The organism is Nitrospirota bacterium (assembly GCA_016194305.1).
GTDB lineage: Bacteria > Nitrospirota > Nitrospiria > JACQBW01 > JACQBW01 > JACQBW01.
In genome coordinates, this window is record JACQBW010000019.1 from 12,194 (window position 1) to 27,668 (window position 15,475).

The 15,475-nt window shown below is 46.2% G+C and carries 15 protein-coding genes; 1 reads left to right on the top strand and 14 read right to left on the bottom strand.

Annotated features, from left to right (window positions below; translation table 11 throughout):
* Window positions 1-54 precede the first annotated feature (54 nt).
* From HY200_06790 to HY200_06810, 5 genes are all read right to left on the bottom strand, one after another.
* On the bottom strand, window positions 55-492 hold the full coding sequence (locus HY200_06790) for an NUDIX hydrolase (protein MBI3594651.1): 438 nt from the start codon (window positions 490-492) through the stop codon (window positions 55-57).
* Window positions 493-662: 170 nt separating this feature from the next.
* Complete coding sequence (locus HY200_06795; GenBank protein ID MBI3594652.1) at window positions 663-1,103, bottom strand: cytochrome c; 441 nt, start codon at window positions 1,101-1,103, stop codon at window positions 663-665.
* A 236-nt stretch (window positions 1,104-1,339) separates the two neighbouring features.
* Entirely contained in the window at window positions 1,340-2,137 is a 798-nt protein-coding gene (locus HY200_06800) for an ABC transporter permease (protein ID MBI3594653.1), read from the bottom strand.
* A gap of 1 nt (window position 2,138) precedes the next feature.
* Window positions 2,139-3,062: an ABC transporter permease gene (locus HY200_06805; protein ID MBI3594654.1), complete on the bottom strand. Its 924-nt coding sequence runs from the start codon at window positions 3,060-3,062 to the stop codon at window positions 2,139-2,141.
* A 181-nt stretch (window positions 3,063-3,243) separates the two neighbouring features.
* Window positions 3,244-4,713, bottom strand: coding sequence for a peptide ABC transporter substrate-binding protein (locus tag HY200_06810; GenBank protein ID MBI3594655.1), 1,470 nt, complete (start codon window positions 4,711-4,713; stop codon window positions 3,244-3,246).
* Between the two features lie 219 nt (window positions 4,714-4,932).
* Between HY200_06810 and HY200_06815 the strand changes: the two genes are divergently transcribed.
* On the top strand, window positions 4,933-6,777 hold the full coding sequence (locus HY200_06815; protein MBI3594656.1) for a TIGR04442 family protein: 1,845 nt from the start codon (window positions 4,933-4,935) through the stop codon (window positions 6,775-6,777).
* A 219-nt stretch (window positions 6,778-6,996) separates the two neighbouring features.
* Here the strand turns inward: HY200_06815 and HY200_06820 are convergent, their stop codons facing one another.
* The 9 genes from HY200_06820 to oadA all read right to left on the bottom strand — a co-directional run bounded on the left by HY200_06820 (window position 6,997) and on the right by oadA (window position 15,472).
* A complete protein-coding gene (locus tag HY200_06820; protein ID MBI3594657.1) occupies window positions 6,997-8,058 on the bottom strand; it encodes a metal ABC transporter permease in 1,062 nt (353 codons plus the stop codon).
* 1 nt (window position 8,059) lies between these two features.
* Window positions 8,060-8,854, bottom strand: coding sequence for an ABC transporter ATP-binding protein (locus tag HY200_06825; protein ID MBI3594658.1), 795 nt, complete (start codon window positions 8,852-8,854; stop codon window positions 8,060-8,062).
* 3 nt (window positions 8,855-8,857) lie between these two features.
* Window positions 8,858-9,841 carry a zinc ABC transporter substrate-binding protein gene (locus HY200_06830; protein ID MBI3594659.1) on the bottom strand — a complete coding sequence of 328 codons (984 nt, stop codon included), beginning with the start codon at window positions 9,839-9,841 and terminating at the stop codon, window positions 8,858-8,860.
* A 133-nt stretch (window positions 9,842-9,974) separates the two neighbouring features.
* Window positions 9,975-10,178, bottom strand: a complete 204-nt coding sequence (locus tag HY200_06835) for a CooT family nickel-binding protein (protein MBI3594660.1) — start codon at window positions 10,176-10,178, stop codon at window positions 9,975-9,977.
* Between the two features lie 130 nt (window positions 10,179-10,308).
* Window positions 10,309-10,971, bottom strand: a complete 663-nt coding sequence (scpB, locus tag HY200_06840; protein MBI3594661.1) for an SMC-Scp complex subunit ScpB — start codon at window positions 10,969-10,971, stop codon at window positions 10,309-10,311.
* Complete coding sequence (locus HY200_06845) at window positions 10,958-11,740, bottom strand: segregation/condensation protein A (GenBank protein ID MBI3594662.1); 783 nt, start codon at window positions 11,738-11,740, stop codon at window positions 10,958-10,960. The genes scpB and HY200_06845 overlap by 14 nt, the downstream gene beginning before the upstream one ends.
* A gap of 127 nt (window positions 11,741-11,867) precedes the next feature.
* On the bottom strand, window positions 11,868-12,866 hold the full coding sequence (gene trpS / locus HY200_06850; GenBank protein ID MBI3594663.1) for a tryptophan--tRNA ligase: 999 nt from the start codon (window positions 12,864-12,866) through the stop codon (window positions 11,868-11,870).
* 32 nt (window positions 12,867-12,898) lie between these two features.
* A complete protein-coding gene (locus HY200_06855) occupies window positions 12,899-13,627 on the bottom strand; it encodes a site-2 protease family protein (GenBank protein MBI3594664.1) in 729 nt (242 codons plus the stop codon).
* Window positions 13,628-13,630: 3 nt separating this feature from the next.
* Window positions 13,631-15,472, bottom strand: a complete 1,842-nt coding sequence (oadA, locus tag HY200_06860; GenBank protein ID MBI3594665.1) for a sodium-extruding oxaloacetate decarboxylase subunit alpha — start codon at window positions 15,470-15,472, stop codon at window positions 13,631-13,633.
* Between the last annotated feature and the right edge of the window lie 3 nt (window positions 15,473-15,475).

The following is a 15,475-nucleotide window of genomic DNA, read 5'->3' on the forward strand; positions in this document are numbered from 1 at the left end:
TGCCTGGCGGCGTGACCCGACAGGCAATTTACAAACCAGGAGGCTTTTTGAAAATTACTTTTTTAACTTCAAATAGGCGTTTTGCAGGCCAATAATCGTCTTGCCATCCTGAATTTGCCCGGTTTTAATCATTTCAAGGGCCTTATCAAGTGGCATTTTTTTCACTTCGAGCACTTCGCTTTCCTCCAGATTCTGAGATCCCAAAGTAAGTGACTCCGCCAGATAGATATGAATGACTTCATCGCAAAAACCGGGTGTAGTCAAAAAGGAAAGCAACTTTTGAAATGTTTCAGCCTCGTAACCGGTCTCTTCTTTCAACTCTCTTTTTGCGCACTCGAGAGGATCCTCGCCTGAATGAAGCTTACCCGCCGGAATTTCATAGAGATATCCACCGGCCGCATACCGGTATTGATAAATCAAGACGACGTTCCCATCTTCTGTAAGTGGGACGACCGCCGCGGCGCCCGGATGCCGGATGAATTCCAGTTCCATCTTGTGACCGTTTGGAAGAATGACCTGATCGAGTTCAATATTCAGAATCTTGCCTTCGTAAACCCGTTTTCGAGATATGGGCTGATTCACTTATGGGTCCTCTCCCCTTCCGTAAAAAAAAAGAAGCCCTTGATAAGGGGCTTCTTTTTAAAAACAGCAGATTCACTAATTTATTTGCCAAGGCTTCTTTCGTATGCGATGACTTCCCATCCTTCTGACTCAGTAATCTGGGCGGGAATCACAGCGATCATGGGCGTGTTGGGACTTCCATTTTTAAGCACCCACATCATTTCGCCCGGAGTTCTCAGACTGTCAAATTGTTTGTTGGTGAAATTGCGGGGTGACGGTTCCATTCCGGCAGCGGCAATTCCATCCCCTTTACCTTCGGGACCGTGACAGCTGAAACATCCCCCTTTTCCATTAAAAATTTCTTTCCCCTTCGCGATGACCGCGGCTGAAGAAATATCAACTGGAGGTTTTACAGCTTTGGCAGCGGCAATTTCGCCGGCAGGAACGCGAGGCTTGGTAACATCTTTTTCCACACCCATTGCGACCGGAGCCATAAAGCCGATTGCTAAAACTCCACCTAAAATTGCATTGGCTAATTTCATTGAACGACTCTCCTCATTAAGTAACTTGTTCTATTAATTTATTTTTTTAAATAACTACAGAAGAAATTCTTGAAAACAGTTTTTCTTATTATCCCCCCTTTCTTACAGCTCAGCGGGTGTATCTTACCTGAATGATTCCGAAAATGTCAATCATCCTCGCAACTCTTTTTTTGTTTCACTCAGGTTAACAGATTTAAGGCTCCTTTGTTTAATTAAACACGTCAAACTGAAAAAAGTTACCGTCTGGAATTTCGGGGATCCAGATAATCTCTCAGCCAGTCCCCCACCGTATTCAGAGAAAGAATGGTTAGAAAGATGGCCATCGAAGGGAAAAGTATGAGATGCGGATAAAACCTCATGCTGCTCCACCCGTCGTTGGCCATGATTCCCCAGCTTGCAGACGGAGGGGCAAGGCCCAATCCAATAAAACTGAGAGAAGACTCCGCAAGAATCGCCGCCGGAACGCGATAGGTGAGGGTGACCATTAACGGACCCAGAATATTCGGAATCATATGACGAAAAAGAAGCCGGTAATGGCTCCCCCCGAGGGCCTGTGCCGCATCAAAATAGGCCTCTCCCTTTATCCTTTGCACTTCACCCCGCACCAGTCTGGCAACAGTCACCCAACTCACAATCGACAGGGCGAAAAAGATTCCGAGAAATCCTCTCCCGAACAGAAGCATCATTAAAATGATCAGGAGAAGATCCGGAAGCGCAAAGACCACATCGACGATCCTCATCATGACCTGGTCCACTCTTTTTCCAAAATATCCGGATATTCCTCCAAAGATTGTCCCAATGAGCAGCGCGGAAGACGCCGTAGTCACTCCGATCAAGATGGAAAGTCTTCCCCCTTTCATGAGGCGGGTCAACAGATCTCTTCCCAATTTATCGGTTCCCATCCAGTGCTGACGGGTGGGTGGAGAAAGAAGGGCATGAGGATCCTGCTGGTCATATAGATAGGGAGACAAATAAGGACCCGTTAAAGTCATCCCTGAAAGGAGAACCAGAAAACAGACGGAAACTGCCAACATCTTATCTTTCATGTTCTCTCATCCTTGGATCGATCCATGAGGAAACAAGATCCACCATGATATTCGCAACCACAATCACCACCGCATAAACCAGGGTCACGCCCATGATCAGAGGATAATCCCGGTTGGTCACAGCCGTCACAAAGTATCTTCCCATTCCCGGAATGGAAAAAAGGTATTCCACGATAAACGATCCGGTCAGTAGTCCTGCGATTAGTGGTCCGGAAATGCTGATGACGGGAGAAATAGAATTCCTGAGAAGATATTTGAAGACTATTTTCTTCTCGGGAATGCCGCTTGCCCGTGCGGTTCTGACAAAATCTTTCAAAACATTTTCCAGAAGGCTTGAACGGACAAGCCGCGCAATATAGGCGGCGGAACCCAGGCCAAGTGTCAAAGACGGGAGAAGGGTATAAGACCACCCCTCCCAAAGGGCTGGAGGCAAGAGATGAAATAAAATTGAAAAAATGAATATGAGCAGGGATCCAAGGACGAATGTCGGAAGCGAAATTCCCCCGGACGATGCGGTCATACTTAACCGGTCTATCCAGCTTTCTTTATAAATTGCCGCCACGGTCCCGAAGAAAAGTCCGAAACTGATCGCCACACTAAAAGAGAGCAAACCCAATTTTATTGAAACAGGAAAGGTGTCAGCAATAATTTCATTGACGCTCCTTCCGGTATATTTGTATGAGGGGCCAAGATCGCCTTGGGCCAATCCTTTCATATACTGGTAATATTGCTGCCAGACCGGAAGATTCAGATGATACTTTGTCTCGATATTCAACAGGATTTCAGGTGGAAGTTTTTTCTCGGAGTCAAAAGGTCCTCCCGGGACGCAGTAAAGAATAAAGAAAGTCAACGTGGCGACGACAATGAAAACCGGAATGGAATAGAGGATTCTCTTAATAAGAAATTTTAACATGGGCTTCAATGCTTTCTTTTGGAGGCGTCAAGAACCGGGCGCGCCATTCTCTCCCATGGCGCCGAAATTCATGCTGATCTCAATTAAACAATTCAATGTGCCATAGGCGAATTTCGCCGAGTCTCCGTTCATAGCACACCCGGTTCTTTCGTTCAATTTCCACCCGGGAAAACAAGGAAAATTACCGAATAACGCTAATTGTTTTGAAAAATATCAGTTCCATGGGATTGGTCTCGACTCCCCTGACATAGGATTTCACCAAGAAATTTTGCGCCGAAATAAAGAGTGGCATGATCGGCACTTCATCTTCCGTTAATATCTTCTGTGCCTCACGATAAATCATACGTCGTTTCTGCGGGTCACGCTCCGACGATCCTGAAACAATCAGCTGATCATATTTCATATTCCCCCAGCGGGTATGGTTGTTTCCTCCCCCTTTCATAAAAAGGTTCATGAAATTATCAGGGTCCGGATAATCCGCTCCCCAGCCGAGTCTGAAAATCTGGGGCGGATTCAGCTGAAGCTTTTTTAAATAGACTTTCCACTCCATATTGTCCAGCGAAATCGTCACGTTGAGGTTCCGTTTGAGCTGGGCTTGTATGTTTTCGGCAATCAGTCCATTCACGGTGTCCGTGTTGAAGGCGGTTGTCACGACCGGAAAGTCTTTCCCTCCGGGAAAACCTGCTTCAGAAAGGAGACGCGCCGCTTCTTTTGGATTGAAGCGGAGTCCTACCAGAGGTTCATATCCGAACATTCCGGGAGGAATCCAGGAATAGGCCGAACGTTCTCCCCCTTTTAAAACATGGGGAAACTCCTCCCGATCGATTGCCATCGAAAAAGCTCTTCGAATTTTCGGGTTGTTAAAAGGTGGCGCTTCAGTATTGAAACCGTAATAATATCCGCGAAGAAGCGGCTGGTTGACGTATTCTGCTCGTGTCCGGTAATGTTCTATCGCTTCAGGGGGTAGCGAGACCATATCCAGACCCCCGGTTTCATAAAGCGTCAGGGCGGTTGTCCTTTCATTGATCACAAAGATTTCAATCGTATTGCAAAGCGGCGGGGTTCCGTAATAATTCAAATTGGCCTCAAGCCTGAGTTTGTATTCATGTCTCCACTCTTTCAGGCGATAAGGTCCGTTTACGACCATTTTATCCGGATCGGTCCAATGATTCTGGTATTTTTCAATCAGATCTCTTCTTAGGGGAAATGTCGCAGAAAAAGTGGTGATGCTGATAAAATAGATGACCGGTTTTTTTAACCGGACTTCCAGCGTCTCGGAATCCAGAGCACGGACCCCCACTTTGTCGGACTCCTTCAGTTTACCCTGATTGTATTCTTCGCTGTTTTCAATATCGTACAGGAAATAAGCATACTCGGAAGCCGTTTGCGGATTGAGCAGCCTCTTCCAGGCATATTCGAAATCTTGCGCGGTAACAGGCTTTCCGTCCGACCAAAAAAGGTTCTTCCTGAGGTGAAACAGGTATCGCCTTCCATCCGGCGAAATCTCCCAGCTGGAAGCCGAAGCCGGTTTCGGCGTCAAAGTCTGATCAAATTGAGTCAGGCCTTCCATGAGATTTTCAATAATCAAGATCGAAGTTCCGTCCGTTGCCAGGGAAGGGTCCAGAGTCGGGGGTTCCGTGCCAATGCTCATTCGAAAAGACGCCGGATTTCCCCAGATAAAAGACGGCCACAAGAGAGGAAAAAGGAACATCAAAATAAATACGGTTCGTGTCAGATATTTTCGCATTATATCAATCAGTTCAATGTATAGTCCCATACACATTTTTTGGAAGAAATTTCCCCAATCATGCGAGCAAAAACTTCCGTGGATTATAATACATTTTTTTCTTTTTAGGTTATACTAATAAGTATGATTCAGGATATCCGTCTACACGGTCAGGTCGACTCCAATATCGAATATTACGCTACGATCGCCGGAAAAGAGATCAAGAATCTCTTCTTTTTCGAGCAGCAAATTCAAGAAAATATCAAATCACTCCGGTTATTTTCACCTTCCAACGAACTGATCATCAATGACCAAAGGTTATATTACAAGGGAAATGGAGGAAGTTTCTGTGAATATATGTTTGGCGTCAATCTCCCGTTAAAAGACATGATTCGAAAAGAGGTGATCAACCGCCTCGTTCTGAATGGAACCCATTTTGAAAAAGAGAGCGAGCGTCTGGTTTTTACAAATCAGACTCAAGGCAGCGAACGGCTCGTCGAAATGTTTAGAAATGGCAATGCCATCTGCAACTATTATTTCTTCATTCAACTCCATCAAGCCATTGCCCCCAGAACGCAGCAAGAACTTCTATTGAAAGCGCTGGGCAAAATGATCAAAAGATCGATTCATATTGTTGAACAAGATGATCTCGCATTGATCAACGAATTTTTTTCCTATTTGAAAACAGACGATGTCACCATTTACCTCATTAAATTTGTTCAGAGAAAAAATCAGGAATACTATCAGCTTTTTAAAGAATTTTACTCCGAAAAAAAGCTGATTACGCCTCAGGAACAGGCCACACTGGATGAACTCGCCAGATTGAATCAAATTGAAAAATATCAGCAAGAGAGAACGAAAATCGACGTCATCTATAAACATCCGGACAATAAAAGATTGATTGACGAATATAAAGACATCCTGGTAGAAATTTCATCCACACCGGAAATTTCTCAGAGCAAACTGGCCATTTTAAACAGACTTCGTACCCTAAGCGTCCGGAATAACATCCCTCTGGAACTCTTCATCGCGCTCGACGAACTTTTTCTGAAGGGAAAATCGATCGTCGCCACCCAGGAGCCCTCTTATCTTGCGACCACCCGGGAAATTCTCGAAGGGCTTTTCCTGAAAGGTCAGAACGTCAATACCTTGATCTCCAACGAAGATTTAATTCTCCTGATTAAAGCGAAGCAATCCTCTCTTGAAAAAAGAGACTACAGCTTTGACGGACTCCTGCTTGATATGGGGCGGCTTTGCGACGAACATTCTGTCAACAGTAACAATCCGGATATCATGGAAAGGTTCGGTTACATCATTACCTTTTTTGACCGGTATGACTCGACCTATAATTTTTTGAACCAGCTTGTTTTTATGGAAGGGATCTCAATCACTGAGAAGATGCTGAGAACCATTTACGGAAATAAGAAGGTTTTCGACAGCCTCGACGTAAAAATCTTTAAAGAAATTTTTATCGATACGATTCTGAAAGACAAATATTTAACCAGTTATGGAAAAAAGAAAATCTATCTTGTTTTTAATGGAATCAAGGAAGTCGAACATGGGAATCTCGGCCTGATTGATATCGTCCGGCAGATTGATGCCATCAACCAGGATGCGCTCCTTTACAAGACCGTTCATTTCCATCTTAAGAGAATGATGAAATCATTCTACATCGAAATCAAGTCGGCAACCGAACTGGAAAATATCCGGGTGGATCTCTCTAAAGAGCTTTTGAACAAGGGTTTGATTAAATCGGATATCTCCCCTGCCCTCTTCGAAAAAATCATTGTCGACATTCGAAAAGAAGCGACTTATATATTTGAGATTCTTCCAATCGTACTAAGCGTCAAGAGTGGAAACCAGAGAGAAAGCTTTTTGAGGGAAAGCGCGCTCGACCGTTATTATGTCGAAGAGCTCGAAAGGGAATATTTTGAAACTAAGGGCCTGGATGAGAAACTCCTGGAACGGATCCAAAAAACCTCCGAGTGAAACTTGAGTTCGGGTCCACTGCAGCGTTCTCGATTTTCCAAAACAGTCTGCGAATATTTCCGCTTAAGTCAAAATTTAAACCCTACTGTCAGGTTGGTCAAAATGGCCATATGCAAGGCCGCAGTTTTGAGGGCGACTGAGGCGTACTTGAGCATGTACGTTGAAGGAGACCGAGAAACGAGTACGCAGCAGATGGACATTTTCATCAACCTGCAAATTCTATTTATGGTCATCCTGATGGGGATGCCCATGATCATGCTGATGATCCCCTTTGCCATGAGAATGTGGATGGGGGTGCGGATGTTCCTCCCCCTTTTCATCGCCATGCTCCACTTGATGATGATCATGATTCTGATCAGCCAATCCTTTATGTTCATGAAGATGAAGTACACCCTGATGCCGATGGGGGTGTTCATGAGGCACCTCATCCAGGAGCGGCTCCGGTGAGGTCGATTGAAACGACTCCCCCGCTCTTTTAATACTTTTGAATAGAAGGACGCCTGAGAAAAGCGCCGCGGCAAAGAGCACAATCGAGGCGCCGGAAGCGATATCCAGATAAAAGCTGGCGTACATTCCCAGCACCGAGGTCAGGGCACCCATCCCCACGGAATAAAAAAGCATTTTGTTAAAACTATCGGTCAGTTGTCGGGCTGTAATGGCGGGAATCACAATCGCGGCGGCAATCAGGGTGACTCCGAGTATCTGCATCGATGCAATAATCGCCGCGGCAAGAATCAGCGAAAAAAAGGTATCCACCCAGGCAGTCGATACACCGTAGACGCGGGCGGTTTCTTCATCAAAGGTCGTAAATAAAAGTTGTTTATAGAGGACAAAAATCACAATCAGGGTCAGAAAGAAGACCGCCAGGATAATCATGACATCGTTCCAGGTGACGCCGAGAATATTTCCGAACAGGGCCGCTTCAAAATTTTTGGTAAAATGCCGTACCCGGCTAATCAACGCGACCCCGATCGCAAAACTGGCCGTGGTAATGACGCCGATTGCGGCATCCGCACCGATTTTGTTTTTTCGTACGACTTGATTGATCAAAATTGCGGCCAGAAATCCCCAGAGGCCCGCACCAATATAAAAATTGAGATTGAGGACATAGCCAATGACTGCCCCTCCAAACGCGGCATGGGAAAGACCGTGGCCAATATAACTCATTCCCCGCAGGACAATATAAACCCCAAGCATCCCGCAGAGCGCCCCGATAATCGGAGCCGCAATCAGACCGGTGCGGAAGAACTCGTAGTGCAAGGGGGCAAGCAGGATATCCATCTTACCGTCGGATCCGGTTATTTTTGAGATCAAGAGGCGTGCTATGGGCCATTAATACGAAATCGCCATGACGGATGACTTTCATGTCAGCCTGGTAGGTTTTCTTTAAAACGGCTGAGGTGAATATCTTGTCGGGATGGCCCTGGGCAATCATCCCCTTGTTGAAACAAATGACCCAGGGGAGATGTGCCGCAACGGCATTAAGATCATGCGTTGTCAGCAGGATCGTCATCCCCTCCTTGTTGAGCTCTCCCAGCAGATGAAGAACATTATGTTGCGTCTTGACATCCACCCCTGCGGTCGGTTCATCAAGTATCAACAGCATGGGATTACTAATCAGAGCGCGTGCCAAAAACACTCTCTGTTGCTGACCTCCCGAAAGTGCCCGGATATGTCGCTTTGAATACTCCCCCAAGCCCAATCTTTCCAGGAGAACCTGGGCATCCTTTTTATCCTTCTTGCTCGGCCAGGGGAGAAAACCCATGGTCATACAGCGTCCCATGAGCACCACCTCTTCAACCGTGACCGGAAAATCCCAATCCACCGTTTCAACCTGGGGGACGTAACCAATCCGCACTTTCTTATTCCCGTACACCGGGTAACCGTTTACCAGGACTTCGCCCGACAAGGGCGGCAAAATTCCCAAAATTGTTTTTAATAGCGTCGTTTTCCCCGACCCCGTCGGCCCGACAATTCCGACAAATTCGCCCTGGGGTATGGAAAGATTAACCGGCCTGAAAACATGGGTTCGATGATACCCACCCACGGCCTCCCTTAATTCAATATAGGATTCCATGACTTATCTTTTTTCCTGAATGATATTCGAGGGATCCATTTTCTTGAGGGAATCGATTCTTCCGCCTAACGGATTGGAGATATTCTTCATATTTTCAATCATCATGCCGATATAAGTATGTTCGCGAGTTCCCGGTTCACCCGGAAGATCATCATCCCGAAGCGTACTGACATATTTTACGCCTCCTTCCCGGCCGATCTGATCCAAGACCTTGCTCGGAAATACTTCAGAACCAAAAATAGCCGGTACCCGGAGCTTTTTCAACTGGTCGATCAGGGAAGCGATATCCCGGGCAGACGGTTCAGAAAAACTGGATGGCTGAACTGCACCGATGACGGTATACCCGTACCGCCCGGCAAAATACGGCCAGGAGTCGTGGTAGGTGACCAATTTCCGGTTTTCCTTTGGAATGGTTCCGGTTACTTCAAATATTATTTGGTCAAGCAGCTTCAGCTTGACCAGAAATGACCTGGCGTTCTCAACATAATTCTCCTGATGAGTCGGATCTTGCCTGATTAACTCATCCCGAATCTCTTCGACATATTTCATGGCATATTCCACATTCAACCAGAGATGGGGATTTGGATCGCCATGTTCTTTGGGAAAACTGAAATCATAGATCCACTCTTTTTGGGTAATGACACGGTCTCCCAATTTCACCACCTCGGATTTCTTCTTTCTCTGCGAGGCAATCAATTTTTCTGTGGGTGTCTCCAGGTTCAATCCATTGAGAATAAAAAGATCTCCTGCGGCAATCCATTTGATATCAGAAGGAGATGGCTCGAAAGTGTGGGAATCGGTCCCTTCAGGGACCATTCCATGAAGCTCAATCGCGTTCCCTCCGACATTGTATATCAAGTTGGTTATCGGAGCGACGGTCGTGACGACATTTAATTTGCCATTGGCCGCAATTAGGGCGTGTGGTCTTATCCCGATTAACAGGAAAAAGGAGACTAAAACTAAGATTCGCAACAAGGGTCGGATCATCTTCTCGTTTCCAAAAAAAAACCATGAAGGAATGCGGAATATTGTATAATCTATATTATACAATATGTTTGACCTTCATGGTCTCTGTTAATTTTAATTTAAACCGAAGGGCCTATATGGCTCTTCCAGTTGATTAATTCGATTTGACTAGCTTTTCAAGAATGATTTTGTGTTCAACGAGACGAATCTCCTTGATTCTTCCTGAAAAGACCTTCTGCTCCCCCAAAACATTTTCAAGATAGATCTTTCCCCCTTCTTTGGGTTCCAGAACATTGACACTTTCAAGAAAAAGTTCCTCATTACCTTCTTTGACCATATAGGCATTGGCTTCACACATTTTATTCCCGACCTCTATCCTGCTTTTCGCGAATCTGGTTAAACTTAAAGTTTAAAATGAACAATTCTGAACCCGTGACTTCATGGTATCGAAACGGAAAAAATAAGTCAAGCAGGATTGCCTTTGCGCCTCAATTCCCCTCGTTGAGAAGGAGTTCAAGCTCCCCCCCGGGGGAAACGTCCGACAATGCCCCCTCCTGCGACACGATCGGCTCGTTCCCTATCGCCGCATCCGGAGGCGTATCGATAAATACGGGTTCTGAAATCGGGAAAACGGTCTCTTTGAATTCTTTCAAGGTGGGAAGTCCTGACAGGTTGTTCAACCCGAAATACTCGAGAAACTCTTTCGTGGTTCCATAAAGCATCGGCTTGCCCGGCATCTCTTTTCGACCCACAATCTTGACCAATCTTCTTTCCAGAAGGGTTCGAATGACGCCACCTGAATCGACGCCCCGGATGGATTCAACCTCTGACCGGATAATCGGCTGTTTATACGCAATGATCGCCAGGGTCTCGAGACCTGGCTTTGAAAGTCTGCCGGTGGTCTTGACGGTCAGAAATTTCTTGACCCAGGGAGAATTTTCAGAAAGAGTCAGCATTTGATAGCCTCCGGCAATTTCGACCACTTGCAATCCGTGGTTCTCGGACCTGAAATGGCTGATCAGATCGTTTACCGCCTGGATGACTGTCTTCTTTTCGGCTCCGGTCACCTCTCTGATTTTTTCAACAGGCACCGGCTCCGTCGCCACAAAGAGAATAGATTCAATAATCTGTTTGAGCTCATGGATTTCCATTTTCTGTCTCCTCCAAATCTTTGTTGGACCCCAATTTTCTGACACGAATTACTCCAAATTCTTCGATCTGCTGGATATTCACGAGGCGTAACCGGCACAATTCAAGCAGGGCAAGGAAAGTGACCACTACCATGCCCCGGGTGGTATCGCCAAGAAAAAGTTCAAAAAAAGTCGCACTCTCCTTCCCTTCCAGAAATTCGAGAAGATCGTTAATCTTATCCGTCACCGAAAGGGTATCTTGGGTTACTTCCAGCCAATTTTTCTCTGGCAGCCGTTCAATGACCTTTTGAAGCGCTTCAACCAGATCAAACAGGTTTAAATCGGTAAAACAAAACTCTTCGTTGACCGGCTCCGAATCGAGTGCCGTCGGTCTTCTGTAAACCTCCATCCAGATGGATTCGCGTTCTTCCAGATTCAGACTTGCCTCCTTGAATTTTTTGTATTCCAGAAGCCGCGAGACCAACTCGTCGCGGGGATCTTCTTCCTCCTCTTCGGGACCTTTTTCTTCAGGGGGGAGAAGTGTTTTCGATTTAATATAGACCAGCGTGGCCGCCATCACGAGAAAATCTCCTGCGATATTTAAATTCAGTGTCTGCATGAGTTCCAGATATTCAATATATTGCCGGGTAATCAAAGCAATGGGGATATCGTAAATATTAATCTGATGTTTCTTGATCAAATGGAGGAGGAGGTCAAGCGGCCCTTCAAAAACATCGAGCTTGATGGAATAGCAGTCATTCTCCTGATTCTCTGTCTTGATTTCATCCATGGGCCGAAGTTTCTCCTGTTTCCACGGATTTATAACAGAAAATTTAGATAAAATCAATGCTTCAGTACTATATATCGTGTTTTTTCTGAATGAGGCGCTATATGATGTGTTTAGGGAGAATGGGATTCTAGTTAAGCTTCATCGTTTCCCGGACCTTTAAAAGCGTCTGATTCGCTTCAAGAGAGGCGGCTTTTGAGCCCTTGTCCAGCAATTCCAGAATGCCGCTCTTGTCCTGAAGAAGCGATGCTCTCTTTTCCCGGACCGGATTCATGGCTGTTTTTAAGGATTCGTTGAGAACCCCCTTGCATTCGATACAGCCGATCCCTGCCGTTCGGCATCCTTCGGCCAGATAAGGAAGTTTTGCGGCAGGGGTAAATATTTTGTGCAGATCAAAAACCGGACAGAGATCAGGATTACCTTTATCCGTTCTTCTTTTTCTTGCCGGATCGGTCATCATGGTCCGGAGTTTTTCCCAAACCTCCTCTTCGGAATCAGATAAATAGACTGCATTCTGGTAGCTCTTGCTCATCTTTCTCCCGTCCAGTCCAGGGACTTTGGGGAATTTTGTCAAGAGATGTATCGGTTCGGGAAAAAGATCGCTTTTATAAAGAACATTGAAACGTCTCGCAATTTCCCGGGTCAGTTCAAGATGAGGAAGCTGATCCACACCGACTGGAACCAGATCCGCTCGATAGATCAGAATATCGGCGGCCTGCAAGACGGGATATCCCAGGAAACCATAGGTCGAAAGATCTTTCTCCTTCAGCTCCGTCTGCTGGTCCTTATAAGTGGGAACCCGCTCAAGCCATGACACTGGCGTGAGCATCGAAAGAAGGAGATGCAATTCCGCGTGTTCTTTTACTTTGGATTGGAGAAAAACGGTGGATTTCTCAGGATCAATTCCGGATGCGAACCAGTCCACCGCCATCTGAAAGGTGTTTTCGCGGAGATTCCCGGTATCTTCAAAATTGGTTGAAAGAGCATGCCAGTCGGCAATAAAGAAGAAGGATTGATATTCGATCTGAAGCTTTTTCCAGTTCTCGAGGGCACCCACCCAATTCCCGAGATGCATCTTGCCACTCGGCTGCATGCCACTCAATACCCTTTTTTTCCCGATCCTGGTCATCAATCTTGTCCCATCTTTTTGGCGGCCATACTTTAAACCATGAACGGGTTGATGCCGATGATGATTTTAGAAATCACCAGCATTGTTTGAAACACAAGCGTCGACATAATTCCCAAAGGATTCAAATATATCAACAAAATGACGATAAAAATGCCGAAAGGTTCGAGCTGACTCAGCCAGGTTGAAAACCGGTAAGGGAGAAGTCCGACCATCACTCGTCCTCCATCCAGGGGGGGAATCGGAATCATATTGAACACGGCAAGAAGAACGTTCCATTTCACAGCGGCAATCAGCATCAGACTGAGGGGCACCATGAAAACCAAATCGATTTGGGATAGCGAGGTCAAATGTCTGGAAGAATGAATATAAGAGAAAATCTCCGGATGAAGTCCCGTGATGAACCGGAATAGAATGCCCGACAAGACGGCCAGACCCAGATTCACCCCAGGTCCTGCGGCCGCAACAAGGATCATGTCTCTTTTTGGATTCCTCAGATTGGCAAAATTAACAGGAACCGGTTTCGCCCCGCCAAAAATAAAATGGCCCCCTGAAAGAATCATCGTCGCGATAGGAAAGACAATCGTCATCACCGGGTCAATGTGGGGAATCGGATTAAAAGTGAGTCTCCCTTGAAGCCGGGCAGTCGGATCGCCGAGCTTATCCGCAACCCAGCCATGCGCTGATTCATGGAGGGTAATGGCGAAGAGTATCGGTATTGCGGAAACGGCGATTTGGGCAAATATCGGATAGTAGGCCTCCATCCGTTATGATTCTCGAACCATTACCAATACTTCATCCGGATTGATCTTATCTCCTTCACTGACAAAAATTTCTTTGACGACACCTTGAATTGCAGTATGAACTTCATTCTCCATCTTCATCGCCTCAACGATGAGTATCGTCTCTCCGGCGCGAACCTTGTCTCCCACTTTCACTTTAACCTTCATGACCGTTCCGGGCATCGCCGCGGTGATATCTCCCTGATGGGTTGCCTTGGGTCGTGTCGATCTTCCACCGACCTTTTTATCGATCCGCCCTTCTTCACTTGGAACAATCTCCATCAGCGATTCGACCATAACCTCTTCCAACTGATCGTCGAGATAGAGAAAATAAGGCCTTCCTCCTTCTCCTTGATGCCCCATGCCACCGACTTTGACATGATAAGTCTCTCCATGCACCTTGATATTAAATTCGCTCGGCGTCAAGAGAGGAACAGTCGGAGGGGCTTCCTCATTTTTTACCGGTTCGGGAAGCGGCCGGTTGATTTCCCCTTTTTCCCTCAATTCAAAAAATTCCAGGGCGATTTTCGGAAAAAGCGTGTAACTGACCAGGTCCTCGATCGATCTGATTTTATCCTTCAATTCCTGCTGGTTCTTTTCGAGCTCCGGCTCAAGCATATCTGCAGGTCTTCCTTCGATGATTTCGTCATTTCCAACCGCTCTTTTTCTCACCTCTTCGTTAATCGGCGCAGGAGGCTTTCCGTAGAGCCCTTTAAGATAATTGCGGGTTTCTGTTGTAATGACTTTGTATCTTTCTCCGGTCAGAACATTGAGTGTCGCCTGGGTGCCGACGATCTGGCTTGACGGTGTGACCAATGGAGGATATCCAAGATCTTCCCGAACTTTCGGAACCTCTTCCAATACCTCCTTCATCCTTCCCAGCGCTTTCTGCTCATTAAGCTGGGACGCAAGGTTTGAAGTCATGCCTCCCGGAATCTGATAAATAAGAACATTCGGGTCGACACCGGTAAACTCTGACTCGAATTGCCTGTATTTCTTCCGAACCTCTTTAAAATACTCCGCAATCTCTGCCAAAAGCTTTAAGTCCAAACCCGGGTCATACGGACCCCCTTTCAATACATTCAGAAAGACCTCTGTCGGAGGTTGAGAAGTCCCGTTGGCGAGTGAAGATATTGCCCCGTCAATGATGTCAATACCCCCTTCGATCGCTTTTAAATTGGTCGATACCGCCATCCCGCTGGTATCATGGGTATGAAGATGAAGAGGAACTGTAGTCGCTTTCTTAATCTTTTCGACCAGCTGTTGAGCAATGTAAGGAGAAAGTATTCCAGCCATATCCTTGATACAAATGGTATCGGAACCCATATCTTCAAGACGTCTTGCCATATCAACGAACGTATCCGTATCGTGAACCGGACTGACCGTATAGCAGAGTGTCCCTTCGACTTTCCCCCCGTACTTCGTCACCGCTTTAATTGCCGTTTTGATATTTCTAAAATCGTTCAGCGCGTCGAAAATCCGAAGAATCTGGATGCCGTTTCCAATCGCCAGTTCGACAAATTTTTCAACGACGTCATCAGCGTAGTTCCGGTAACCAACCACATTTTGGCCTCGTAATAACATCTGAAAAGGCGTTTTGGGCATGACGGCCTTCAACTTTCGGATTCTTTCCCACGGATCTTCCCTAAGATACCTCAACATCGCGTCGAATGTAGCTCCTCCCCACATCTCGACAGACCAATACCCGATTTCGTCAATTTTGGGAGCAATCGGAAGCATATCGTCCGTTCTTAACCGCGTGGCGATTAGCGATTGATGGGCATCGCGAAGCGTGGTATCCGTAATTTTTACGGGCCTTTTCACGATTTT

Excerpts from the sequence above, each read along its gene's own strand:
- trpS (MBI3594663.1), bottom strand. The coding sequence starts at position 12,866 with ATGACCAGGATCGGGAAAAAAAGGGTATTGAGTGGCATGCAGCCGAGT.
- HY200_06810 (MBI3594655.1), bottom strand. The coding sequence starts at position 4,713 with ATGAGCATTGGCACGGAACCCCCGACTCTGGACCCTTCCCTGGCAACG.
- scpB (MBI3594661.1), bottom strand. The coding sequence starts at position 10,971 with ATGGAAATCCATGAGCTCAAACAGATTATTGAATCTATTCTCTTTGTG.
- HY200_06815 (MBI3594656.1), top strand. The coding sequence starts at position 4,933 with ATGATTCAGGATATCCGTCTACACGGTCAGGTCGACTCCAATATCGAA.
- HY200_06800 (MBI3594653.1), bottom strand. The coding sequence starts at position 2,137 with ATGTTGGCAGTTTCCGTCTGTTTTCTGGTTCTCCTTTCAGGGATGACT.
- HY200_06835 (MBI3594660.1), bottom strand. The coding sequence starts at position 10,178 with ATGTGTGAAGCCAATGCCTATATGGTCAAAGAAGGTAATGAGGAACTT.
- HY200_06795 (MBI3594652.1), bottom strand. The coding sequence starts at position 1,103 with ATGAAATTAGCCAATGCAATTTTAGGTGGAGTTTTAGCAATCGGCTTT.
- HY200_06790 (MBI3594651.1), bottom strand. The coding sequence starts at position 492 with ATGGAACTGGAATTCATCCGGCATCCGGGCGCCGCGGCGGTCGTCCCA.
- HY200_06820 (MBI3594657.1), bottom strand. The coding sequence starts at position 8,058 with ATGGATATCCTGCTTGCCCCCTTGCACTACGAGTTCTTCCGCACCGGT.
- HY200_06830 (MBI3594659.1), bottom strand. The coding sequence starts at position 9,841 with ATGATCCGACCCTTGTTGCGAATCTTAGTTTTAGTCTCCTTTTTCCTG.
- HY200_06845 (MBI3594662.1), bottom strand. The coding sequence starts at position 11,740 with ATGGATGAAATCAAGACAGAGAATCAGGAGAATGACTGCTATTCCATC.
- HY200_06805 (MBI3594654.1), bottom strand. The coding sequence starts at position 3,062 with ATGTTAAAATTTCTTATTAAGAGAATCCTCTATTCCATTCCGGTTTTC.
- HY200_06855 (MBI3594664.1), bottom strand. The coding sequence starts at position 13,627 with ATGGAGGCCTACTATCCGATATTTGCCCAAATCGCCGTTTCCGCAATA.
- HY200_06825 (MBI3594658.1), bottom strand. The coding sequence starts at position 8,854 with ATGGAATCCTATATTGAATTAAGGGAGGCCGTGGGTGGGTATCATCGA.